A 25,904-nucleotide genomic window follows, 5' to 3' on the forward strand; every position below is an offset into this window, starting at 1 on the left:
TAAAATGAATGGTAAATAATTAATCTTCATTAAGAATTTACCACTAACCTTTATTTTTTATTTTTTTCTGTTGGATATTCTATTCTTTTATGATATATACCATTTAGTGCTTTTAAAAAGCACCTTCGTATTTTACCTAAATCCTTAAGAGTTAAATCACAATCATCTAATTGCCCTGTATTAAGTTTATCTTTTATAATATTATTTACCATTTCCTCTATCTTACCCTTTGTAGGATCCTTTATGGACCTTACAGCAGCTTCGGTAGAGTCTGCAAGCATTATTATCCCTGATTCTTTACTGCTCGGTATAGGGCCTGGATATTGAAAGTCCTCTTCCTTAATTTCTTCTGGGTGTTCAGATTTATTTTTTACAGTATAGTAAAAATATTTGACTATAGTTGTTCCATGGTGTTGTGCAATTATATCTTGTATAATCTTTGGAATTTTATATTCCTTTGCAAGTTCAAGTCCCTCCTTAACATGAGAAACTATTATTAACGTGCTTAAACTTGCATTTATCTTATCATGGGGATTTTCTTTAGTTAATTGATTCTCTTTAAAGAAATACGGTCTTGTTATTTTGCCAACATCATGATAATAAGCTCCTATTCTAGTAATAACAGGATCAGCATTAACTTCTTCTGCTGCCATTTCAGCAAGGTTTGCAACCAACATGCTATGATGATATGACCCAGGGGCTTCCATGAGTAATTTTTTAAGTAATGGACTGTTAGGGTTACTAAGTTCTAATAACTTTAATGTAGTAACTATATCAAACATACCTTCTAAGAAAGGCAATAAACCAATAGCTAATATACCTGATATAAATACTCCAACTATAGCAAACAAAGTATTTAATAATGTTTGTGTTATATTACTGGATAGAATTACTCCTACAGAAAAATTAATTAGTATTACTAATACCACAATATTAATTGATGCATAAAGTATATCATTTCTTTGTTGCATTTTTCTTAATATAGTTGCCCCTAACACTGCATTTACTAGTGCTATAATAATTACCCCTGTATCAAATTGAACAACTGAACTTATTAAAATTACATTAACTACACTTGTAAATAAACTTATCTTATAATTAACTAAAAGTGTTAATAATAATGGAGTACAAGCAAATGGAATCAGATAGGGATTTGCTATATATAATACTCTAGCAATTAATAGCGACATAACATTAAGCAAACTTATTAACAATAACTTGCTTAAATCATTATAAATCTCATTATAATTCTTATTAATATAATAATATTGTATTAATAAAACTACTCCTACTAATATTACAAGGACTAAATACAGGAAAACGAATCCCTTCCCAGAGTTCGCCCCTAAAACTCCCAACTCCTTTAAGACATCTATCTGACTTTGAGTAACTGGCTCTCCATCATTTATAATAATTTGGTTTTTTTTAATTATAACTTTCTCAGTATTTTTTTTTATCTCCGCTATTTTTTCTTGAGTTTTTTCCTCATCGTAGAAAAAATTAGGTTTTATTTCTTGAATAAATATATTTTTTAGCAAAGTTTCTAAATCTGAATTTAAATTTAAGTTGCTAATTTCCTTTATAGCTATATTTTGAGCAACCTCTTCACTTTCTTGACTATCTTCAACATTCTTTTCATAGCTAGCATCTAATATTACTGGTACGCTATCTTTAATTGCAGAAATTTCTTCCTCCGATAACTTTAATAATATAGCACATTCATCGTTATTTAATTTTATATTCTCCAGCTTTGCAAGTGCAGCTATTTTTTCATTTTCTGGCAAAGTTGATATGCTTAAAGCATTTGCCTTTTCTAATAAACCCATTATATTTTCTTCCGCTTGTGTTCTAACTTGAACTTTTATAGTAAATTGTTTATCAACAACATTTAACAATGCCTGAATCTTTTCCTCGGAACCCTTCTCATCAATAGTATCTCGCGTTGCTTTAATATCACCATTAGGTATATCTCCAACTTGCAAGCTATACTTTTTAGGCACTATAGCACTTGCTATAATAGAGTAAGCTATAACAAATGTAATTCCAAATAAAATTATTCGTTTTGTTTTTTTCCTAATATTAAGGCCTTTATTTTTATCCACTCTCATATTTCCCACCTTTTCATCAATCCGTGACTATTCAGTTATCCTGCTATATTTTGTTCAACTAAAAACATCACTTTAATTCTAATTACTCCATCTCCAATATCTTCAACATGAACCTCTTTATTAGATATTTTAACATCATTACTTAGAGCTTTAGATAATGATTCTTCCAGTTGTACTGTTGCATCTACTACAGCTTCTTCCTGATTTATTTTTATCTCGTTTTTTTCTCTCTCAAAATAAGTTACTTGATTTATGAAACCTTTCTTATTATCTATAGTATCATAATACTTAAAGTTATTTATAGCTTTTTTTAAGTAAATCTTTTTATTAAAAAACTCTAAGTATATATCATTGTCCTTTTCTCCTGTCTTTTCAAGTTTAGTTCCACTTGTCTTTATTTCCATTTCCTTCTCATAAAATGTATTAGCTATAACCGTCCCCGTAGCATCTACTGAATATTCGCCCCCCTCTTTACCTTCTATACCTTTAATCAAAACATCGCCCTCTTTAATCATATCTCCTGGGGCTACATTTGAAGTTCCCGATTTTATATATATACGTTTAATTTCTCCATCCATTTTAGCCACACAATCTCCAACAGTATCCACCTTAATAATTTTTGGAGGAGCAACCTTTTCTTCTATTACAACCTTTAATGTAGACCCCTCTATTCTGGCCCTAATCCAAAGAATATTAGAATTTACATCTTCTATTTTTTTTTCTAAAGTATATACATTTATATTATTTTTACTCAACCCTGGTTTTATCCCTAGGTCAGCTAGCTGTTTTCTTATTTCAAAAGGAGCGACATTTTGTTTTGTAGTTATTTCAATAGCCCAAAGATGAGTAGATAATAAATATAATCCGCCTAAAAAAACTAAAACACCTGCTAGTAATGATATTTTTCTTTTCACTCTTATAATTAGAAAAATTAACCCGTCTCGACTTACAATACGAATTTTTGCTTTACATTTTTTTGCAGCTTTTTCAACTTCTTTATATTCTCCATAACCTATTTCAAGGCTAAGAGTGTTTATATTAATTCTATTTACATACTTTATCCTAACGCCTTTATTCCATAGTAGATTCAAGAATTTTTCAGGTACAGGAGCACTAACCTCTAATGTAATTCTTCCAATCTTAAATTTTTCTAAAAACCTCATTCTGTACATCCCTCATATATAATTGCTTTAAACGTTCCACTAATACTTATTGTATCTCCTCCTATGTACAATATTTCAAAATTGCTCCCCTGAATTTTAATTGCGCCCACTCTAGAATTTATTTTTATTTCATTTACATCAAAGGCTATAATACCTTTATGATTTTCTATTGTAATATCTCTATTACCTATAACTATTATCTTAGGTACATCAAGAGACAATTCCCTTGGCATATTTAATTTTTCTGTGATTACTTCTTTTCCATGCCTTATTTTATCCTCCACTTTGCTCTCCTCAAATTATTTCTATCAATGTACTTTATGATTTAAGGCAAAAAAAAATAACAAAAAGAACTCAAATGAGTCCTTTTGTTATTTATTTAGTTAAATATTCTTTAACGAATTGACTTACAAGTTTGCCATCAGCTTTACCTAATATCTTAGGTCTAAGTAAAGCCATAACTTTTCCCATGTCTTTAATGCTACTAGCGCCCGCTTCTATAGCTGATTCTTCGACCTTTTGCTTAATCTCTTCTTCATTTAATTGCTGAGGAAGGTAGTTTAACAAGATTTCAATCTCAGATTTATTCTGATCTACCAAATCCTGTCTATTACCTTTTTCAAATTCAAGCATTGCTTCCCGGCTCTGCTTGATTCCTTTAGCCAATATTTCTATAGCTTCTTCATCTTCAATCTTTCTATTATCAGTTTTTTCAACTAATAATATTGCCGATCTCGCTGTACTAAGAACACTGGCTTTAACCTTATCTTTAGATTTCAATGCAGCTTTCCAATCCTCTTGAAGTCTCTCTTTTATTGTTGGCATACCTTAAAACCTTCTTTCGAAAGAAATGTTCTATTTAAACTTTCTCTTTCTAGCAGCTTCTGACTTCTTCTTTTTCTTAATACTTGGCTTTTCATAGTGTTCTCTTTTCCTTATTTCTCCTAGAACTCCAGACTTAGCACATTTTTTCTTAAATCTTCTTAACGCACTTTCTAGTGTTTCATTGTCTCCAACTTTAATTTCTGACATTAATTATCCCTCCCTCCGCTAGCTAAAATCTCTAAATTCAACTCAGCTACGGGCTTAACAACACACGTTATATTATACAGTGATAAGTAAAGACCTGTCAATAATTCTTATGAATTATTTTTAAATATTAACCTGGTGGCCAAGTAAGATTTCTTCCTCCAAGAACATGAAAATGGATATGATTTACAGATTGCCCTCCATCTTCTCCCGTATTATTCACTATTCTATAACCCTGTTTATCTATCCCTAGCTCACTAACTAATTTATTAATTACAAGGAAAATGTGTGAAACTATTAATGAGTTTTTTTCATTTATTACGTTCACACTCTCTATATGTTCCTTTGGTATTACTAAAAAATGTACTGGCGCTTCTTTATTAACATCATGAAATGCAATTACCTTGTCATCTTCATAAATCTTATTACTAGGAATTTCACCTTTTATTATTTTACAAAAAATGCAATCCTCCATAAATTCACCCCCTTTAAGTGAAAGTCCGAATTTTATATTCGATTACTTGAACTTACCCAACGAACTTATGTGAGCCGGGTTTACTCTAAAATTATTCAATGTAACTACCTACAGCATATTCTGCATAAGCCTCCTTAATGTTACAATTGATTATTTTTCCTCTCATATCAGCTTTCGTCTTTTTCACTTTAACTTTTATATAATTTCTAGTATATCCTTCAAGACTACCATCATCAGCATTAACCTTTTGCTCTAAAAGAACCGACATATTTTTTCCAATATACTTTTTTATAAAATCTTTTTCATTTTTTTCATTTAATTGTATAAGTTCTTTACTTCTTTTCTCTTTTATTTTTCCGTCTAATTGCTTTGGCATATCCGCCGCTTTTGTACCTTTTCGTGGGCTATATTTAAAAATATGTGTTTTAGTAAGCTTGATTCCCTCTAAAAACTTATAAGTTTCAATAAAATTTTCCTCTGTTTCTCCTGGAAAGCCAACAATAACATCTGTAGTTATTGAAACATCCTTAATATTGTCTCTTAATACATTAACTATCTTCTTATATTCTTCAGCACTATATTGTCTATTCATCCTCTTTAATATTGAATTACATCCACTTTGAAGGGATAGATGAAATTGGGGACACAATTTCTTCATTTTTTTTAGCTTTTCAACTACTTCTGCAGTAAAAAAAGCTGGCTCAATTGAACCTATTCTTACTCTTTCAATTCCATCTACCTTTTCAATATCCTCTAGTAAATCTACTAAAGTAATCTTGCCATCTAAATCTAATCCATAAGAAGCAGTATGAATTCCTGATAAAATAACTTCTTTAAATCCATGTTCACTTAATCTTTTTATCTCTTCTATTACACGCCTAGGATCTTTTGAGCATACTGAACCTCTAGCGTAAGGTATTGTACAATATGTACAAAATCTATTACATCCATCTTGTATCTTTAGGAAAGCTCTAGTCTTATCTTGATAATCTTCTATGATAAGTTCCTCGAACTTATTGTTTTTAAGAACTCCTTCAACATGAACTTGAATTTTCTCTTCATCCCTAGCCTTATTTACATAGTATACCACATCGCCCTTATTTCTTGTACCAAGAACAACGTCCACACCATCAATAGCCGAAACTTCGTCAGGTGCCATTTGAGAATAACATCCTACAACAGCTATTATCCCCTCTGGATTTAATCTTCTTGCCCGTCCAATTGTTTGCCTAGACTTCTTATCACCCATATTAGTTACTGTACATGTATTAATAACATAAACCTGAGCCACTTCTGAAAAATCAACAACCTCATAGCCCTCTCTAATAAATTTTTCTGCCATAGCCTCTGATTCGTATACATTAACTCTACATCCTAGAGTAGCAAATGCAACTTTCATTAAACTATACCTCCTAAATCACCTAACTCATATTGTATTAAAGATGTAGCCACAAAACCCGCTGTTTCAGTTCTTAGTATTCTCTTGCCAAGGGTTATGATATATGCCCCCGCATCTTTTAGTTTATTTATTTCTTCCTCCTCGAAACCGCCTTCAGGACCAACCATTACGCCTATTTTCTTTACTTTATTTATCTTTCCATTTTTTATAATATCTGAAACTACTCCCTTAATTCCAAAGTTTTCAGCATTTTCATAAGGAACTAAAAAGATGTCCATAGTATTTATCCTTCTTAAAACCTGTTCAAAATCTATAGGGTCTGAAACTATTGGTATTAAGCTACGTTTGCTTTGCTTTGCAGCCTCTAAAGCAATTCTATTAAGTCTGTCAAGTTTTTTAAACTCACCCTTAAGCTTAACATCTACCCGTTGCGTAATTGTTGGTATAAACTCGGTTACACCAAGTTCTGTACCCTTTTGAACTATTAAATCCATCTTTTGAGACTTTGGTAATCCTTGAAATAGATATATTTCTACTCCACTCTCATTATTTATATCAAGTTTTTCAAGTATTTTAATAGAAACCTCAGTTTTAGAAATATTCGCTATCTCGCCAAGATACTCCGTGCCCTGACAGTTGTTTAAAACAACCTTCTCTCCCTGGACTAATCTTAAAACCTTATATATATGTTTTACATCATCGCCTGTTATTTTCCCCTCATCCATATTAATATTTTCAGCAGGGGTGAAAAATTTATGCATTTTCCTTCTCTCCTTAATTACTTAACTTCTTAATTTATTAATTACTTAATTTCTCAATCATTTAATTTCTTAATTATTTAATTACTTAATTACTTAATTACTTAAGTTTTGCAATAATACAGTTCCATTTCCCATCTTTATTAACTGTTTCAACAACAAATCCGCACTCTTCAAGTTTATTTGTAACCATTTCCACCCTATCATGAATTATACCTGATGTTATAAAGTATCCCCCTGATTTAAGAACACGACTAACATCTTCTGCTAGGATACAAATAATTTCAGCAAGTATATTTGCTACAACTATATCAGCCTTACCTTCTATTACCTCAATTAAATTTCCATGTAAAATTTCGATATTATCAAGATTATTATAAGCTACATTCTCTAATGCAGATTTTACAGCCACTGGATCTAAATCCACTCCAACAGCCTTTTTAGCTCCTAATTTTGCTGCAGATATAGCAAGTATTCCTGAGCCACATCCAACATCAAAAACAGTACTATCCTTTTCTACATACTTCTCCAAGGCCTGAATGCACATCTTTGTAGTTTCATGATCACCAGTTCCAAATGCCATACCAGGGTCAAGTTCCACTATTAATTCAGAATCCTTCTGTTCATATTCTTCCCATATTGGCTTAACTACAATCTTTTCACCAATTTTTAAAGGCTTGAAATATTTTTTCCATGTATTTGCCCAATCTTCTTCATGAATTTTTATAGATTCAACTCTTCCAAGACCTACATCTATACCTAACCCCTTAATTTCTTCAACCTTTTCCTTTATGTATGATAATATTTCTTCTATGTTTTCCTCATCTGGGAAGTATCCCTTAACAACAGCAAATTCTCCCTTATACTCTAAAACATTTATATCTGCAAAATCCCAAGTAAATGGTCCTTGTTCTCTCCCTAGCAAGTCTTCTGGGTCCTCTATAGCTACCCCTTTGCAGTCAAGGCTGTAAAATATACCTGAAATAGGTTCTAATGCCTCACTTTTAGTAATAACTCTAATTTCTATCCACGTTCCGTTCAAAAATATCGCCTTCCTTTCTTAGCCACTTAGACTAATATAATATATTACACTTTTAAAAAGTATAGTGTCAATAATTTTTTCTTTTATTTAACTAAAACACCTAATAACCCAACAAGTTCCATAGCCTGTCCTGGAGATACTATTGCTCCCTTAAGTTCTTTTCCCATTAAATTTAAAGCCATTATTTCGCAATCTCTAAAATCTATTCCCTTAAGAATAGTGCTAGTAAAATCTACTTCATTTAATTTACATTCCTTAAAGTCTATTTTATTAAAACTACTTTCTAAGAATGTTGCTCCTTGAAGATTACAATTAACAAACTTAATAAACTTCATTTTACAATATGCAAAACCTGCATACTTTAAAATAGATTCACTAAATACGACATTTTTAATATTACCTTCTGAGAAGTTGCTTCCTGTAAGTTTACAATTATTAAATTCTACTCTATGAATGCTTCCTTCTGAAAAGTCAATATTAGACAAATCACAATTTTCAAACTTAACATCCAACAAATCTATATTCCTAAAAGAACAATTGCTAAAGACTACATTTTTAAAATACGATCCTCTGATTTCTATGCACTCTTCTATATCTTCTATCAAGTCACCACTAACAAGATTGTCTATTATCTCTCTCTCATTTGTTAATAACTCTTTAATATTCATGTTATCCACTAATTCACTAATTAAATTAGGTTTCTCTATTTTTATATTTCCCACTAGCGCTAATTCTCCTTACTATTAAAATTATTTATCATTATGTTCCATTTATATAATAGCATATTGAAAATTAAAGACATCCTTTAAGATTAATACTAAATAAAAAAGTTATCTTAAATCGAAACTAAATTCTAATTTAAGATAACTTTTTATACAATAAATCTATTTATGGAAAAATCCTTTTTTATGTTTTTCTTCTTTTGTTATCTCTTCTCCTGATTCTTCCATAAATACAAATAGAGCTTCCCTTTGCTTTTCATTAAGATTTTTAGGAATATCCACTATAACCTTAACGTATTGATCTCCTCGTCCACTGGAATTAACTCTTGGCACTCCCTTAGATTTCAGTCTAAATAAAGTTGCTGATTGAGTTCCTTCTGGAATAGTATATTTAACATCTCCATCTACAGTAGGAACCTTAATCTCAGTTCCTAGAGCTGCTTTACCCATTGATATATGGGTATCAACATAGATATCATTACCCTTTCTTGTAAATTTACTTGAAGGAGTAACTCTTATCTTAATGTATAAATCACCTGGTGGGCCACTATTATCACCATGTTCACCTTGACCTCTTAAAGGCATAACGTTATTTGTATCAACTCCTGCTGGAATATTAACAGTAACTTTTCTATTTTTTCTAACCTTACCTTTTCCCTTACAGGTATGACAAGGAGTTGATATAATTTTACCAGTACCGCCACACTTATCACATGTAGTTGTGCTTACAAAGTTTCCAAGAGGAGTTTGTCTTTGTACCCTTACTTGGCCAGCTCCACCACATTGAGAGCAAGTAGTTGCACTTGTGCCCTTTTGTGCTCCGGTTCCATTACAATCTTCACAATTTTCACTTCTTGTAACAGAGACCTCTTTCTTAGTTCCAAATACAGCTTCCTCAAAAGTTAAAGTCATGCTATATTCAAGATCACTTCCCCTAGTTGGTCCGTTTCTTCTTCTTGATGAGCCGCCACCGCCGCCACCAAAGAAACTGTCAAAAATATCTCCAAAACCACCCATATCAGAAAAGTCAAATCCCCCGCCTGGATTAGATCCATTAGGGTCAGCTGTTCCATATTGATCATATCGAGCCTTTTTTTCTGGATTTGAAAGCACTTGATAAGCTTCATTTACTTCTTTAAACTTATCTTCTGATATTGTATCTCCTTGATTTTTATCAGGATGATACTTTATAGCTTGCTTTCTAAAACCTTTTTTTATTTCATCATCACTAGCACCTTTTTGAAGTCCTAGAGTTTCATAATAGTCTTTGTTTGCCATCTGTTATTTCACCACCTATGTTTATCATTAAGAAGAGGGAAGACGGTTATCTTCTGTCTTCCCTCTTTTATTATATTAGATTTTAACTAGCTTTGATAATTATTTTTCTTCATCCACCTTAAAATCTGCATCTACAACATTATCATCATGTGGAGCCTCTCCTGCTTCTGCACCTTGGTTTGGATCAGACCCTTCAGCTCCTGGTTGTGCTGCTGCATCAGCATAAATCTTAGAAGATACTGCATAGAATTCTTGATTTAATTCGTCTATTGCCTTTTTAATAGCTTCTGTATCATCACTATCTTTAAGCTTCTTTACTTCTTCAAGTTTAGCTTCTACTTTAACCTTATCCTCAGCACTTACCTTATCTCCAAGTTCAGTTAAAGTCTTTTCTGTTTGGTAAATAACTTGTTCAGCATTATTATGAGTTTCTATCTTTTCTCTTCTATTCTTATCTTCTTCAGCAAACTTTTCAGCTTCCTTAACAGCATTCTCTACTTCATTATCACTAAGATTAGTTGAAGCAGTAATTGTAATGTTAGCTTCTTTACCAGTTCCCTTATCTAATGCTGATACCTTAACAATACCATTAGCATCTAAATCAAAAGTAACTTCAATTTGAGGAACTCCTCTTTGAGCTGGAGCAATTCCTGATAATGTAAATTGTCCTAATGTCTTATTATCAGCAGCCATTTGTCTTTCACCTTGAACTACATGAATTTCAACTGATGTTTGACCATCTGCAGCTGTTGAGAATGTTTGACTCTTCTTAGCTGGAATAGTTGTATTTCTTTCGATTAAGTTTGTAGCAACTCCACCTAAAGTCTCAATTCCAAGTGTTAATGGAGTAACATCTAGTAATAATACATCCTTAACTTCTCCAGTTAATACTCCAGCTTGAATAGCTGCACCAATAGCAACACATTCATCAGGATTAACACCCTTTGAAGGATCTTTGCCTGTAAAGTCTTTAACAGCATCTACAACTGCTGGAGTTCTAGTAGATCCACCAACTAATATTACCTTATCTATTTGATCAATTGAAAGACCTGCATCAGATAATGCCTTCTTCATTGGTCCTACTGTTCTTTGAACTAAATCATGAGTTAACTCATTGAACTTAGCCCTAGTTAAGTTTATATCAATGTGCTTAGGACCTGTTGCATCTGCAGTTATAAATGGTAAGTTAATATTTGTTTGAGTTGAAGAAGATAATTCTATCTTAGCTTTTTCAGCAGCTTCCTTCAATCTTTGAACAGCCATCTTATCAGTTCTTAAATCCACACCATTTTCAGCCTTAAATGTTTGAGCTATATAATCTATAACCTTTTGGTCAAAGTCATCTCCACCTAATTTAGTATCACCATTTGTTGATAACACTTCAAATACTCCATCTCCAAGTTCAAGAATAGATACATCGAAAGTACCGCCACCTAGATCGTATACTAATATCTTTTCGCTATGATCAGTCTTATCTAATCCATAAGCTAATGCTGCAGCTGTTGGTTCATTTATTATTCTTAAAACTTCAAGACCTGCTATTTTACCAGCATCTTTAGTTGCTTGTCTTTCAGCATCATTAAAATATGCTGGAACAGTAATTACTGCTTGAGTTACTTTTTCACCTAAATAAGCCTCAGCATCAACCTTAATCTTTTGAAGTACCATTGCTGATATTTCTTGTGGTGAATAATCTTTTCCATCAATATTTGTTTTGTGGTTTGTACCCATTTCTCTCTTAATTGAAATTATTGTCTTATCTGGATTTGTAATCGCTTGTCTCTTTGCTACTTGACCAACTAATCTTTCTCCGTCAGGTTTAAATGAAACTACTGAAGGAGTAGTTCTAGCACCCTCTGAATTTGATATAACAGTAGGCTCTCCACCTTCCATAACTGCTACACATGAATTTGTTGTACCTAAGTCAATTCCTATAATTTTTCCCATTTTTAATGTTCCTCCTTAAAATAAATCTTTTATTTTTATATATTTAAATTTTTAATTAATTAGCTACCTTTACAACTGAATGTCGTATAATCTTTTCTCCTCTTTTATATCCTCTCATGAAAACTTCCACTACAGTATTTTTTTCAATAGCTTCATCTTCTATATGCATTACTGCTTGATGTAAATTAGGATCAAATTCTTTGGAGGCATCAATTTCTTCAACTCCAAGTTTTACAAGGGATCCTTGTACTCCCTTTAATGTCATTTCTATACCTTTTTTCAAATCATCAATGCTACCATCTGCTACAAATGCTCTCTCAAGGTTATCTATAACAGGAATTAATTCCTTTAAAACATCCGAACAAGCTTCTGTATATATGCCTTCTTTTTCTTTTGTAGTTCTTTTTCTAAAATTTTCATATTCAGCAGTTACCCTAATGAGTCTATCCTTATAAGTTTCAACTTCATTAGTAAGCTTTTTAATTTTATCTTTATTTTTTCTAAGCATATCTAATTCATCCTCATTACTTTCTTCCTGAACTTCTTCTTCGACTATATCTTCTGAATTAATTACTTCTTCAACATTTTCATCAATGATTTTTTCATCCTCTTGGATTATTTCTTCATTGTCTTCTAATATTTCTTTTTTATTATCCTCTTTTTTCAAAACTACACCTCGTCTCTTATAATTTAGTTATCTAAGCCTTGATTTTTCAAGGTCTCATTTAGCTCCTTCATTACCTGCCCCATTATGGCTATTACCCTGGAGTAATTTATCCTTCTTGGTCCTATAAGGCCTATAGTTCCTAGAGGTTTGCCTCCAAAAGAATATTCAGCAGATATTACACTGCAATTCTTTGCTTCTGGCAAATAATTTTCATCTCCAATTTTTATTGAAAGTTCGCCATTTGGTTCAATAATTTCAATTACATAATCTTTATTATATAAAAGATTCAAAATTTCTTTTGTATTATTTATATCGTTATACTCTGGATAATTAAATATATTTGTTGTTCCTTCCATGAATATTTCCGATGAATTTTCAGATTTTAAGGTATCATATAATGCTGGAACTATTGCATTAAATAAATCATCATATCCTTTAAGATCTCTCTTAACATCATTTATAATTTCCAGATTTATCTCATCTATATTTAAATTTCTAAGTCTTCCATTAATTACATTATTAATATCAACTAATTCTTCTAAAGATGGCATTTTTGAAACTCTAATTCTATGATTTTTTATAGCTCCATTATCTGTTATTATAACTGACACTAGGTTATGTTCATCAATTTTCAATAATTGAACGGATTTAATATAGCTTCTCATTATAGATGATGTTTGTACTATACAAGTTAAATTAGTTAGTTCAGATAGCAGGGTACTTGCTTGCTTAACAATTTTATCAACTTCTAACATAGCACAGTCTATAATATATTTTTTTATATGCAGTTCTTCTTCTACGGATAAAAGAGCTTTCTCCATTAAACTATCTACATAAAGTCTGTATCCCTTGCTTGAAGGTATTCTTCCTGAAGAAGTATGTGGCTGCTCTAAATACCCCAAGTCTTCCAAATCAGACATTTCATTTCTAATAGTTGCAGGACCAACACCTAAATCATATTTTTTTGCTATTGTCCTTGAGCCTACAGGCTCTCCTGTATTGATGTAATCATTGATTATAGCTGCAAGAATTTTGATTTTTCTTCCATCAATAGCCATACCCTCACCTCAATTTTGTTAGCACTCTCATTACGTGAGTGCTAATGACTACACTATTAATATAGTATTTCTTTTTTTCTTTGTCAATTTAAAATAGATTTAATTTGCTTTATCTACGGCAAAATAGATTGATTATCGCCTTATTACTCTTGTTTTCATCTAATTACTCTATTTTACAGAATCATATCACTCATAACTATATTTGATAGTTCAATACCAACCTTACTTAGATATATTTTGCCACTTTTTCTAATTAATAAACCTCTTTTGATATTATTATCTATAACATTTTTGTAAATAGAATCTACATCTACTCCGAATCTATTTTTAAATTCATCTTCTTCTATTCCCTCAATCATTCTAAGTCCCATAAACATAAACTCTTCCATATTATCTTTTTGTGTATTTTCATGTTCTTCTTCAGTAAACTTTTCATTTCTATTTATTTTATTTATGTATTCTTCTAAATTATTCAGATTTTTAAATCTCTTATTTTCTATATACGAGCTAGCTGATGCACCCACTCCCATATATTCTTCACATCTCCAGTAAACTTTATTATGTAAACACTCTTTACCTGATTTAGCATAATTGGAAATTTCATATTGATTGTATCCAGATTCTATTAAAAACTTTCTTCCTTCATCATACATTTTTCTTTCATCTTCCTCTAGCGGCAAAGAAAGTTTATCATCTTTATATAATTTATTGAAAATCGTCCCCTCTTCTATAATTAAACCATAAGCTGATATATGCTCAGGGTTTAATTTAACAACCTCTTCCAAACTAGACATCCAATCATTAACCTCTTGCTTAGGAAGCCCAAACATCATATCTATATTAATGTTATTAAATCCTATATCTCGAGCTAAATGATAGTTTCTTTCAAATTCTTCAAAACTATGAATTCTTCCTATACTTTTTAACAAATCATTTTTTGTAGTTTGCAAACCAAAACTTAGCCTATTTATTCCGCCACTTTTCATTAACCGAAATTTCTTTTCATTTACAGTTCCAGGATTACATTCTATTGATTTTTCTGCATTTGATATAAAATTCAATTCCTTTATTGTATTCATTAATATCTCTAATTGAACCTCATCCAAATAAGTAGGTGTTCCACCACCAATAAATAAACTTCTTATCTTGTATCCCTTACACCTTTCTTTTATTTCCTTACACAATGCAGAAATATAATCATTAATTAACCCATCTTTTTTTGCATATGATGGAAAATCACAATAAAAACATTTTTGCTTGCAAAAAGGAATATGTATGTATAACGCTGTTTCTTTCATCTTAAACTCCTTAAAAAAAAATAAAGGGCTATACGCCCTTAATTGTTTTATGCTAATAAAAGTTCTGCCTCGTCTTTTAGTAATTTAATCTTACTATCTGATTCAACAACAGAAAAATCATATACATCTTTGAAATTGAAAAAATAATTTGCAAAAGCTATCTTCTTAGCTCTTTTTATATCTAAGCCTACAGCAATTTTATCAAGGAAATCTATTTCCCTATCGCCATATTCGCCATCTACTAATGCTAAACCTACTAATTCAAAATACACTATTGATTTGACCCTATTAGTACCTTTTTTCAATTCATTAATTATCTCTTCATAATTTAATGAATTAAGTTTGTCTCTCTCTACATTTAATTCCTCTAAGTAGCTTTTAATTAATTCCTTTTCTTCCTTAGCAAAAAACTCATCAATATTTGCAAATTGGTTTACTAAATTAATAAATGCAACTGCCTCTTGTCCATTCAATTCATTTAAAAACATCCTAAATCCTCCTTATTTATGAATATTATCTATAATATCTAAGACAATTATAACTCATTTTTTTCTGTTTTTATACCTCTTTAGTATAAAGTTTTTCTTAAATAATTCTTAAAAGAATTTATTAAAAAAATGGCAATAAGAATTTATCTCTTATTGCCACTTTAAAGTAAGCTAGTCTAATCAACCTTAAGAATAGCCATAAAAGCCTCTTGTGGAACTTCAACTGATCCCATTTGTCTCATTTTCTTCTTACCTTCTTTTTGTTTAGAAAGAAGTTTTTTCTTTCTAGAAATATCTCCACCATAACATTTAGCAAGAACATCTTTTCTCATAGCCTTAACTGTTTCCCTAGCTATAATCTTTGCTCCTACTGATGCTTGTATTGGAATTTCAAACATTTGTCTTGGAATAATTTTCTTAAGCTTTTCAGTTATTGCTTTCCCCTTTTCGTACGCTCTTTCCTTTGGAACTATCATAGATATTGCATCTACGACCTCTCCATTTAACAATAAATCAAGCTTAACTAATTCAGTTCTTATATAACCTTTAAATTCATAATCTAAAGAAGCATACCCTCTTGTTCTTGATTTTAGAGTATCAAAGAAATCATATACTATTTCATTTAATGGTATTTCATAGTTTATTATTGCCCTAGTTTCCTCCATATACTGCAAATCTATATATATGCCTCTTCTCTCTTGGCAAAGTTCCATAACTGTCCCTACATATTCTGTTGGCGCAATAATTGAGGCTTTAACAACAGGTTCTTCCATATATTCTATCTCTGTTTCTAGTGGAAGGTTTGTAGGATTAGTAATATCAAACTTCTCTCCATTAGTCTTTGCTACCTTATAAATAACAGAAGGTGCAGTTGTAATAATATCTAAATTGAATTCTCTCTCTATTCTCTCTTGAATTATTTCCATATGCAAAAGTCCAAGAAATCCACATCTAAAACCAAAGCCTAAAGCATTAGATGTTTCTGGTTCAAAGCCTAAGGCCGCATCATTCATTTGTAATTTTTCTAATGCTTCCCTTAATTCATCATATTTTGCTCCATCTACAGGATATATTCCTGAAAACACCATTGGTATTGCAGGTTTATATCCTGGAAGTGCTTCTTTTGTAGGTCTTAACGCTTCAGTAATTGTATCTCCTACTCTAGCATCTCGTACATTTTTAATAGATCCTGTTATATAACCAACATCGCCAGCTCTTAATTCATCTACTGGTAATAATTTTGGTGTAAAGACTCCTACTTCTACAACTTCATAAATCTTATCAGTTGCCATAAGCTTAATCTTTGTTCCTTGTTTAACTTTTCCATCCTTAATTCTCACATAGGATACTATTCCTTTATAGCTATCATAATATGAATCAAAAATCAAAGCCTTTAAAGGAGCTTCCTCATCACCTTCTGGTGGTGGAAGTTTTTCAACAATTTCTTCAAGAACATCTATAATGTTCAAGCCAGTCTTAGCTGATATCATAGGTGCATTTTGTGCTTCAATCCCTAAAACGTCCTCTATTTCTTTTTTTACTTCCTCTGCCCTTTGAGAAGGTAAATCTATCTTATTTATTACAGGAATAATTTCTAAATCGTTATCTAAAGCTAAATAACAATTTGCTAGGGTCTGTGCTTGAATTCCTTGGGTGGCATCTACTACAAGAATCGCACCTTCGCAAGCTGTTAAACTTCTTGAAACCTCATAGGTGAAATCCACATGCCCCGGGGTATCAATAAGATTTAAAATATATTCTTCTCCATTATCTCTTTTATATACAAGTCTTGCAGCTTGAGACTTAATTGTAATTCCTCTTTCCCGTTCAAGGTCCATGCTATCTAAAACCTGATTATCCATTTCTCTTTGGGTTAAAGTTCCTGTGGCTTCTAAAAGTCTATCTGCTAAAGTAGACTTGCCGTGATCTATATGTGCTACTATGGAAAAATTTCTTATGTTTTTTTTTCTATCACTTGTCATATATTTAAACTGTCTACACATTAAGACAGTTATTTCACCCCCATTTTAATAAATCAGATAAATTATATCACAAATTGCCCACCTAATGTCAATAAAAACAACTCTTTAGAGGACTATTGCTTTATCTAACCTAATATATTTCTATCTATCTTATCTTTTATTTGAGAAAATAGAGTTCCTATTTTACCTGATATATTATTTGCAAAAGATTTAATATCTGATTCTCCTCTTATTGTAAAGTCATTATTCCAAGCTTTCACTACTATATCCTGTGAATCTCCATTGTAAATTTTAATTGGTGCATTATCCTTTATAAAACTAGAAAAATCTTCTCCAAGTTCATCTTTGATTTTTTCATAGTTATCATTTGTTTCCCCTAAAGGAGATAAAGCTTTTGTGTTAATTATATTTATCCTACCTAATCCAACCATGACTAAAACAATCACAATAACCATAAATACTATTTTCAGATTAATAATTTTTTTCAAAAGAGCACCCCTTAATTTTTTCTATCTTTAAAGGATGCTCACTTTTCTATGTTTTATACGGTTTTATTTTTTATTAATGTGCTCAGCTATTAGCCTTGCAATTAGTCTTCCAGTTGCCTGTGCCTCTGCTGAAGTATTACTATCTGCACCACACTCAATAAGCACACTTCCATCACTCAAACCTAGATTAAAGCCATTTATCCCTCTATTATAGGTATATGTCGGCTTTGTTAATCCTGGGAAGATTTCATTAGCTTTATTATATAATTCATCTACTAATGCTTGATTTTTAGCATATTTAGTGCTGTTCTTTGTAGTAACAAACATAATTTTCGCTGCACTTTCTCCATTAATATTTGTTGTAAAAGCACTCTTATTACTTCCAGAATCCCTATGAAGATCTATTATTATTTTAAAGTCCCCATATTTTTCTAAGTATCTGCTTACAGTCTCATTAGACCTATCATAACTATTATTGTAAGAAACACTATGATTTGTCTTGTCATGAATGACTGCAATCCCGTAGGTTTCTTCAAGTTCTCGAGTAATCTCATCCCCTACTCCAACTACGCTATAATTTTCGTCTAAAGTATCTCCTCCAGCCTCCGCGTAATTCTCTGTAGTATGTGAATGATATATTAAAACCTCTACCTGTGATTGATCTAAAGTCTTTTTTAAAGAAGCATCAAGTGTGTTGGAATCTTTCTCTCCCCTAACAATAGTACTGTCGTTTATATTAAAAGAATCTAGTGCTACAGTTGTTATATCTGCTTCTTTAGAAAAACCTTGGTTGTAAAAGTTAACTTCATTATTTACTATAAAAAAATTATCTATACTTGATAATCCTAAGGCTTCTAAACATACTGCCTTTACAGATAAATTATTTTCTGCATATGATGCCTCATCATATATTTTGTTTTCAATTAGTGGCATGCCAAAATTAAGAATCTGTACATATGCAAATCCGCCTCTCTCATTATTATCATTTAAAATATTAATAACTCTGTAAGAGAAAATCCCTATAAATACAATCAATATAATTATTCCTATATTTACTATAGGTTTAGTAGTTTTTCTTTGTACATTTTTTTTGTACATCTAAAATCCTCCTCTCTTATGTTAAGCAATAAGATTTACACTTTATATTTATATGAGGATTTTACATAATTATATCTGATTATTTTAATTTAAAAACTTATTAATATCTTCAACTGTAAGATTAGGCTGAACTGCAATGTTTATCCCATTAGAAATTATTTTTGATAAAGAATCTATCATAAGATCTATATCCTTAGGCGTAACCACTAGGTCTTTAACAAAAGGATTTAGAACTTCCCTAATTAACACACTTTTTTCATCTTTATCAACTTTTTTAAGCATATTATAAAATTCTTTTCCATCCTCTGATTGACGTATTAAGTCATCAAGGACTAAATCTATAGTATCGTTTGCTATAGTTGCTGCATCCACCACTGTAGGTACTCCTACAGCAATTACCTTAACTCCAAGGCTTTGTTCATTTATTTGCATTCTATGATTACCCACTCCAGATCCAGGTGAAATTCCTGTATCACTTATTTGAATAGTCCTATTTAACCTCTCTATTTTTCTTGAAGCTAAAGCATCTATACAAATTACTAAATCAGGTTTGATTTTTTCTACTAAACCTCTAATAATTTCTCCTGTCTCAACACCTGTAATTCCTAAGACTCCAGGAGCTATTGCAGCAACTGGTGCGATACTATCATCTATTGTCTCTGGCATTATTGCTTTTAAATGTCTTGTAACCATTATTCCTTCTATAACCTTTGGTCCTAAAGCATCAGGAGTAACTTTTCTATTACCAAGACCTACAACTAAAACTAGCTTATCCTCACTTAAATTAACTAACTTCTTTAAGGTTTTTCCTAATACCTTTGAAACATCATCCATTAATTCTCCATCATAGGCAGTAAATTCTGGAATATCTAAGGTAATATAGTTACCTATAGGTTTTCCCATATTTTTAGCTCCCTCTTCATTTAAAATTCTAACGGTGGTTATCTTTGTTCCCTCTTCCTCTACTTCTTCAACAACAATTCCATCTGTATCTTCGTCATTATTTTCTTCTTTATATATTTGCCTTGCCTCAATTGCTAAATCAGTTCTTACATTTATCATTTCTACACCTCAACTCAAAATTATTCTTATTTCTAGTTTTCCACTTTAGTCAAATTTAATACTTGAATATAATAATTTTGAATGCTATAATATGGTGTATTGAATACGACTCTTGTGTAGATTTCCCCAAAAACTGCACAGGTGCTCTAAAATTTAGAGGGGGTGAATCAATAAATGGCAAATATTAAATCATCAAAAAAGAGAATATTAGTTACAGCAACTAAGACTGCTCAAAACAGAATGGTTAAGTCTGCTTTAAAGACTACTATAAAGAAATTTGAAGTAGCTTCTACTGCAAGCAATGCTGAAGAAGCTAACGCTTTATTCATTAAGGCTGCAAAGGCTTTAGATATGGCTGCTCAAAAGGGCATACTTCATAAAAACATGGCTGCTCGAAAGAAATCAAGATTAGCTGCAAAGTTAAACGCAATAGCGTAGTAGTATAAAACCGACCGTATAGGTCGGTTATTTGCTTTTTATAGGGTTTTTATTATATCTTTTTATTTTTTTATCATAACTGTATTTACAAGCATTAATTCTAATTCCATAGTCTTATCAGTTCCAGATGATTTTAGCATTCTTTCAGTTCTTACACATAACCTCACTAAACCTTCTAGTTGTCTTAAAGAAAATTTCGAACTCAAATTCATTAGTTTTTCACATACGAAGGCTGGTATTCTAAGTTCTGAAACAAAGTAATCAACTCTTTTACCCTCCATCATCCCTACTTTTATCTCATACAACTTTTTAAACTGAGATTCTATAGCCGTAATAATTAACATATGTTGATCTGCCTTAAATAATAATTCATCTAAGATATCTATTGCCTTATCAATCTTCTTTTGAGATATCAAATCTACTAAATCAAAAATATCATCTTCACTTTTTGAAGGAATAAGCTTTTCAATATCCTGCTTTTTTATATCTCTGCCATTTGTGTAATCAATAAGCTTATCGATTTCTCTTTTTATTACATTAAAATTATTTTGAACTCTTTCACAAAAAAATCTAAGTTCAACTTTCCCTATACTTTTACCCTTCTCATTAAATATATCCTGGACCTTACCTATTAATTTATCTTTTTTAAGCTTATCAAAATGAACAATAGTTAAAATTTTATCTAATGACATAAGCTTTTTATTTTTCTTTGGAGTTTCTCTCTTATCCTGAAACAAATAATACATTATTAAAACTGTATGTTCTGGTATATCTTTTAAATATTCCTTCATTTCCTTAAAAACCTTTGTTGATGAACTATCTGACTTGTCCCTTAAAAAATTCGCCCTATATACTAAGACAACTTTTTTTTCACCCATAAAAGGCATAGTCTCACAAGCATTCATAATGTCATCTTTTGATGTTATCATACCATCTATCTTTATGTAATTTAATTCTTGAAATCCATCCTTAATCAATGGATTAGCTAATAAATTAATACCAGCCTTTATAAGTTCCTCATCTGCTCCACAAAATATATATGAATTTTTTATTGTTTTATCTTTTATATTCTTCTCAAATACATCATTAGTAATCAAAATCTCTCCGCCTTTCAAAAAAGTAAAAGTCTATCACCTAAAATAAAGAACCCCTTATTGTCTCCGTCTACAAAGTTAATTATATCATAATTTTCCTGAAGCTTTTCTTTCTTGTTCATTGTTAATAAATATTCTTTTTCCTCTATCTTTAATACATAGTTCTTCTCTTTGGCCTCTATCGTAGCCCCACTATCTATTCTTATCTCGTTAACTTCTCTAAACCCTTCTTTAGCTAAAGTTATTTTCTTTAAACCAGCCATATCTATTGTAGACGTATTTGATATTATCTTTCTATCTCCTCTATAAGAAATCAATAATGCCCCTCCCTTTAGATAATCTATTCTAGCTAGAGGACTATAAATATATATCATTACTACAAAAATAGCTGCAAAAGGCAAAATTCCAAGTTTTCTTTTTCCTTTTATTACGAAATATATACTAATAATTATTGAGCAATATATTATAACCATACCTTGATTAACTATATGACTTCCTATATCTATATCATAAAGAAATTCAGTACATATATCTAATATTTTTATAACTTTAAGGATAACATAACTTAAAAAATCAAATACAAACGATATGGGTAGAGCCAATAACATAAAATTCCCTAATATTATTAAAATATTTAAAATAGGTACAATAATAAGATTCCCTAATATAAAATTCAGGGAATATTCTTTAAAACATGCCATAATAATTGGAATAGTGAATACCTGGGCAGATATAGAGACTGCAATTGTTTTCCTAATAAATTTAGGTAATCTATATAATTTTTTATTTACTTTACTAGAAAATAATACTATTCCTAAAGTTGCAAGAAAGGATAACATAAATCCCACTTGAAAAGGTGCATAGGGTTTTATAACAGTAATTAGAGCTGCACTTAATGCTAAAGCTCCTAACGGACTGTATTTCTTCTTAACCTCCGGAGCTAAATTTAGGGCAAATATCATTATTAATGACCTTATAGAAGAAAAAGGTGCTCCAGTAAATAATACGTATATACAAAGAATTCCTAAAGTCGTCCCTTTTCCAAAAAATTTCCTTAAAACAGAGAAAATTAAAGCAACATGTAATCCTGATACACTAATTGCATGAATAACCCCCAAAGTTTTCATTTCGTCTTTATCTTCAACATCTAAATAATCTGAATATCCAAAGGCTAATGAAGCTACTAATGCTCCTTTTCTTTTTCCTAAATTCTCCTCTAGTTTACGATAAATTTCAGTTCTGATTCTATATAACTTACTTATTAAAGTATCTTTAAGTTTTATCCCTTCATTTATCGTAACAGTTCCTATTATTCCCCTTTCCTTATCTATTTCCTCTTTGAAATCCCCTTTTATGTATACCTCATCCCCTAAAGATAAATCCAAACCTTCACCTTCTAAATAAACTCTTCTACCATTAATTTCGCCTATCTTATAATAAGACTTTTCCTCAACCAGTCTCACTTTAGCAACAATATTTTCAGATAAGTTAGCATCATAATAATTAATATTAATAAATACTCCAAGAATGAAAAACAGTACTATTAATATTGAAAATTTAATATTTGTCTCTCTCCATAAATATATAAAAAACAGACTAGCAGTAGATACTGCTAGCCATGAATAATTTTCATATAATCCATAACAAATAGAACTTAGTATTATGGATACTGATATGTGAATAATAGGTTTTTTAACCTCTTCTATAGCTTTAATATTCATGGATGAATCACCTCATCCTTCTATTTTTGCCATTTTTTCATTATTAATTCAATTATTAAATAAATAATTAGACCTATCCCTATCTTTATAATCACATCTATAGAAAAAGATTCATTATTTAAATAACCTAATATACCTATTGATCCAATCCATAAAAGCACTCCAATAATTATTATTAAAAGTGATGAATTCCTAATGGATATTTTAGAATTGGCAATTGTATATATCATCATCATTCCACCTAGAATAAGTACTAGCACAACTTCATTTTCCATGTTGATATCATACAGCCCACTAAGTGATAGGACTATAAACATAAGACTTCTAATCACTAAATTATTCTTGCCCGCTATCCCAGGGAATTTTAGTAATACTATAAATAACGGAACTGCTAAAATAGCGTTAATAATTATTAAAGGAATAACATTAATAATATTTCCCTTACTAATAATAGATATGGCATTAATTATAATAATCTCAGCAAAAAGGAGTACTCCCATCAATGTTTCTATTTTTCTTACTCCCCTATTAAATCGTTCTGATATATGGAATAAGCTTAAAAACCCTCTTAAGTAATTTCTTTGTATAAATACATCTGCAGCCTTTTTTATAATTTCCGAAGCATTACCCTTACCAATTCCTAATCTACATAAGCTCATAACTGATAAGTCTCCTAAAGTTTCACCACAAGCTGCTACTGGATAATTATCCTTGGTAAACAATCCTATAATTTTTGCTTTAGTCTCTGGATTAGCTCTAGAGAATATTCTAGTTCTAGATACTGTTTCTATTAATTCTTCAGAGGATAAAGCATCTACTTCAACTCCAGTAATAACTTTATTGTCCCGAAGGGCCACTCTAGTTTTCTTGCCTATAGATGTTGCCGTTATCTTATTATCATCTGTGAATATAATTGGGATTATTCCCCTGCTTTTAATTTCTTCTATTTCTTCTTCTATATTTTCACTTAAAGGATTTTCTAAAGCTACAATTCCTACAAAAACTAAATTACTTTCAATATTTTCAGACTTAGTTGGATTATAGCTAAAACTTCTATATGCTACACCTTGGGTTATTAATCCTTCTAAAGAAAATTTAAAGTCTATAGACTTAATTTTATCAATATCTTCAAGGGTAATTTCTTTTTCTAATCCATCAATCATAATATAGGTACATCTACTTAAAACGGCATCAAGACGCCCCTTAACGTTCGCTCTACATCCTCTCTTACCTTTATTTAAAGTTGTCAATACACCCTTATCAGAATCCATAGGAATTTCAAACACTCTCCTATACCTAGATTCAAGCATAGTTTTATGTGCTAACTTTTCATCTCCAAACTTTAGATATGCAACTTCAATTAGATCTCCCTTACCAGTGCCTTTTTCTGGGGAATATATTGCATTATTACAAAGTACTATAATTTCTATCAATCTAATTATATTAATCTCCTTATTGAAATTAATATTTTTTGCTTCAAATATATTATTATTTACAAATATTTTATTTACAATCATTTCTTCTTTAGTAATTGCACCTATTTTATCTATAAATAAGACTTGTATTTGGCTAATTAGATCTAATGTAGAAAAATTAATTAGATCTATTCCTTGTTTTCTCATATCCTTTTTAAGTATATATCCATATAAAAAAGCTATGCTTACAATAGGTATACTCTGAGTTGCAAAAAGAGACAATTTTAAGGAATAATATGCTTGTCCATATCCCTTTGTTACTAAAAACATCCCTATTGAAAAAGCTGAAATAATAAATATCATTATCCCTAACTTTCCTTCTAATTTTTTCCCTAGGGTATGCTTATTATTATTAGCATACATAAGCATTGCCAGCATTTTTCCAAGCTGAGTAGAATTCCCTGTTTCAACAACTATTCCAGAGCCCTCGCCCTCTTTTATTATGGAACCCCTAAATAATATATTTTTCATTTCTTCTACTAGATAATTATCTCTGTCCATCTTACTTTCAAATTTATCTTTTAGAAAATTTTCTCCAGTAACATTTTTTTCATCAACCTTAATATCTATTGCTCTAATTATTCTAATATCAGCCGGAATTAAAGATCCCTTTGAAAATATTACAATATCCCCCTTAAGTACCTGTTCTGATTTAACTATTATTTCTAATCCATCCCTAAGTACTGTAGTTGTTGTATTATTAAGCCTTTGCAAAAACTTTATGTTATCTTGTTTATTTTTCCCATGAAGAACCTTTATTAATATACCTGCTAATAGCAATCCTACTGAAATAATTGCCATGACAATTTCTCTAGAATATATTAAATAACATGAAATCAATATGCTAATAAATATATGTAAATGTATGAATTCTTTAATAAAACCTAATTTTCCATTTCCATAGGGAACAAACACCTTATTATTCCCAAAGGCCTTTTTTCTTTGGATGCAATCATTTTCACTTAATCCCTTGCTTATATCGCTTTTAAGCATTGCAACTATGGTTTTCCAAGAGTTATTGCAATAATTGTTCAAGACGGTTCCTCCATTCAACTAATTTTTCACTATTTATATTATAGTCTAAAACTCCTACTACTAAAACCTTATTATTAAA

Annotated in this window: 24 protein-coding genes; 1 reads left to right on the forward strand and 23 read right to left on the reverse strand. The window is 30.6% G+C overall.

Features of this window, described 5'->3' with window-relative positions:
- Positions 1 to 50: 50 nt before the first annotated feature.
- The 20 genes from CLVI_RS02865 to gpr form a co-directional block, all read right to left on the reverse strand.
- Positions 51 to 2,108 carry an HD family phosphohydrolase gene (locus CLVI_RS02865; protein ID WP_106058607.1) on the reverse strand — a complete coding sequence of 686 codons (2,058 nt, stop codon included), beginning with the start codon at positions 2,106 to 2,108 and terminating at the stop codon, positions 51 to 53.
- Positions 2,109 to 2,143: 35 nt separating this feature from the next.
- On the reverse strand, positions 2,144 to 3,271 hold the full coding sequence (gene yqfD / locus CLVI_RS02870) for a sporulation protein YqfD (protein ID WP_106058608.1): 1,128 nt from the start codon (positions 3,269 to 3,271) through the stop codon (positions 2,144 to 2,146).
- Positions 3,268 to 3,555 (reverse strand): sporulation protein YqfC, encoded by a 288-nt coding sequence (gene yqfC / locus CLVI_RS02875; RefSeq protein ID WP_106058609.1) that lies wholly within the window; start codon positions 3,553 to 3,555, stop codon positions 3,268 to 3,270. The genes yqfD and yqfC overlap by 4 nt, the downstream gene beginning before the upstream one ends.
- A gap of 91 nt (positions 3,556 to 3,646) precedes the next feature.
- Complete coding sequence (locus tag CLVI_RS02880) at positions 3,647 to 4,096, reverse strand: GatB/YqeY domain-containing protein (protein WP_106058610.1); 450 nt, start codon at positions 4,094 to 4,096, stop codon at positions 3,647 to 3,649.
- 30 nt (positions 4,097 to 4,126) lie between these two features.
- Positions 4,127 to 4,303: a 30S ribosomal protein S21 gene (rpsU, locus tag CLVI_RS02885; protein WP_106058611.1), complete on the reverse strand. Its 177-nt coding sequence runs from the start codon at positions 4,301 to 4,303 to the stop codon at positions 4,127 to 4,129.
- A 127-nt stretch (positions 4,304 to 4,430) separates the two neighbouring features.
- Complete coding sequence (locus CLVI_RS02890; RefSeq protein WP_106058612.1) at positions 4,431 to 4,775, reverse strand: histidine triad nucleotide-binding protein; 345 nt, start codon at positions 4,773 to 4,775, stop codon at positions 4,431 to 4,433.
- Between the two features lie 91 nt (positions 4,776 to 4,866).
- Positions 4,867 to 6,174: a tRNA (N(6)-L-threonylcarbamoyladenosine(37)-C(2))-methylthiotransferase MtaB gene (gene mtaB / locus CLVI_RS02895; RefSeq protein WP_106058613.1), complete on the reverse strand. Its 1,308-nt coding sequence runs from the start codon at positions 6,172 to 6,174 to the stop codon at positions 4,867 to 4,869.
- Positions 6,174 to 6,935 carry an RsmE family RNA methyltransferase gene (locus CLVI_RS02900; protein ID WP_106058614.1) on the reverse strand — a complete coding sequence of 254 codons (762 nt, stop codon included), beginning with the start codon at positions 6,933 to 6,935 and terminating at the stop codon, positions 6,174 to 6,176. Before CLVI_RS02900 ends, mtaB begins: the two co-directional genes overlap by 1 nt.
- Before the next feature lie 97 nt (positions 6,936 to 7,032).
- A complete protein-coding gene (gene prmA, locus CLVI_RS02905; RefSeq protein WP_106058615.1) occupies positions 7,033 to 7,974 on the reverse strand; it encodes a 50S ribosomal protein L11 methyltransferase in 942 nt (313 codons plus the stop codon).
- Positions 7,975 to 8,057: 83 nt separating this feature from the next.
- Entirely contained in the window at positions 8,058 to 8,696 is a 639-nt protein-coding gene (locus CLVI_RS02910; RefSeq protein WP_242980533.1) for a pentapeptide repeat-containing protein, read from the reverse strand.
- A gap of 162 nt (positions 8,697 to 8,858) precedes the next feature.
- On the reverse strand, positions 8,859 to 9,974 hold the full coding sequence (gene dnaJ, locus CLVI_RS02915; RefSeq protein ID WP_106058616.1) for a molecular chaperone DnaJ: 1,116 nt from the start codon (positions 9,972 to 9,974) through the stop codon (positions 8,859 to 8,861).
- A gap of 99 nt (positions 9,975 to 10,073) precedes the next feature.
- Positions 10,074 to 11,921, reverse strand: coding sequence for a molecular chaperone DnaK (dnaK, locus tag CLVI_RS02920; RefSeq protein WP_106058617.1), 1,848 nt, complete (start codon positions 11,919 to 11,921; stop codon positions 10,074 to 10,076).
- A 55-nt stretch (positions 11,922 to 11,976) separates the two neighbouring features.
- On the reverse strand, positions 11,977 to 12,588 hold the full coding sequence (gene grpE, locus CLVI_RS02925; RefSeq protein WP_106058618.1) for a nucleotide exchange factor GrpE: 612 nt from the start codon (positions 12,586 to 12,588) through the stop codon (positions 11,977 to 11,979).
- A gap of 23 nt (positions 12,589 to 12,611) precedes the next feature.
- On the reverse strand, positions 12,612 to 13,646 hold the full coding sequence (gene hrcA, locus CLVI_RS02930) for a heat-inducible transcriptional repressor HrcA (RefSeq protein ID WP_106058619.1): 1,035 nt from the start codon (positions 13,644 to 13,646) through the stop codon (positions 12,612 to 12,614).
- Positions 13,647 to 13,819: 173 nt separating this feature from the next.
- On the reverse strand, positions 13,820 to 14,944 hold the full coding sequence (gene hemW / locus CLVI_RS02935; protein WP_106058620.1) for a radical SAM family heme chaperone HemW: 1,125 nt from the start codon (positions 14,942 to 14,944) through the stop codon (positions 13,820 to 13,822).
- 47 nt (positions 14,945 to 14,991) lie between these two features.
- Complete coding sequence (locus CLVI_RS02940; protein WP_106058621.1) at positions 14,992 to 15,432, reverse strand: hypothetical protein; 441 nt, start codon at positions 15,430 to 15,432, stop codon at positions 14,992 to 14,994.
- Between the two features lie 176 nt (positions 15,433 to 15,608).
- Positions 15,609 to 17,414: a translation elongation factor 4 gene (gene lepA / locus CLVI_RS02945; protein ID WP_106058669.1), complete on the reverse strand. Its 1,806-nt coding sequence runs from the start codon at positions 17,412 to 17,414 to the stop codon at positions 15,609 to 15,611.
- Positions 17,415 to 17,539: 125 nt separating this feature from the next.
- Positions 17,540 to 17,902, reverse strand: a complete 363-nt coding sequence (locus CLVI_RS17645; protein ID WP_207655312.1) for a hypothetical protein — start codon at positions 17,900 to 17,902, stop codon at positions 17,540 to 17,542.
- A gap of 63 nt (positions 17,903 to 17,965) precedes the next feature.
- Positions 17,966 to 19,000, reverse strand: coding sequence for a stage II sporulation protein P (locus CLVI_RS02955; protein WP_106058622.1), 1,035 nt, complete (start codon positions 18,998 to 19,000; stop codon positions 17,966 to 17,968).
- An 84-nt stretch (positions 19,001 to 19,084) separates the two neighbouring features.
- A complete protein-coding gene (gene gpr, locus CLVI_RS02960) occupies positions 19,085 to 20,062 on the reverse strand; it encodes a GPR endopeptidase (protein WP_106058623.1) in 978 nt (325 codons plus the stop codon).
- 174 nt (positions 20,063 to 20,236) lie between these two features.
- Between gpr and rpsT the strand changes: the two genes are divergently transcribed.
- Complete coding sequence (gene rpsT, locus CLVI_RS02965; RefSeq protein WP_106058624.1) at positions 20,237 to 20,500, forward strand: 30S ribosomal protein S20; 264 nt, start codon at positions 20,237 to 20,239, stop codon at positions 20,498 to 20,500.
- Positions 20,501 to 20,562: 62 nt separating this feature from the next.
- Here the strand turns inward: rpsT and holA are convergent, their stop codons facing one another.
- From holA to CLVI_RS02980, 3 genes are read right to left on the reverse strand one after another with little or no spacing between them, the layout of a single operon-like run.
- Positions 20,563 to 21,597 (reverse strand): DNA polymerase III subunit delta, encoded by a 1,035-nt coding sequence (gene holA / locus CLVI_RS02970; protein WP_106058670.1) that lies wholly within the window; start codon positions 21,595 to 21,597, stop codon positions 20,563 to 20,565.
- 14 nt (positions 21,598 to 21,611) lie between these two features.
- On the reverse strand, positions 21,612 to 23,315 hold the full coding sequence (locus tag CLVI_RS02975; protein WP_106058625.1) for a ComEC/Rec2 family competence protein: 1,704 nt from the start codon (positions 23,313 to 23,315) through the stop codon (positions 21,612 to 21,614).
- 20 nt (positions 23,316 to 23,335) lie between these two features.
- Complete coding sequence (locus CLVI_RS02980) at positions 23,336 to 25,825, reverse strand: P-type ATPase actuator domain-containing protein (RefSeq protein ID WP_106058626.1); 2,490 nt, start codon at positions 25,823 to 25,825, stop codon at positions 23,336 to 23,338.
- Between the last annotated feature and the right edge of the window lie 79 nt (positions 25,826 to 25,904).

The sequence above is a fragment of the Clostridium vincentii genome, assembly GCF_002995745.1.
Taxonomy (GTDB): domain Bacteria; phylum Bacillota; class Clostridia; order Clostridiales; family Clostridiaceae; genus Clostridium; species Clostridium vincentii.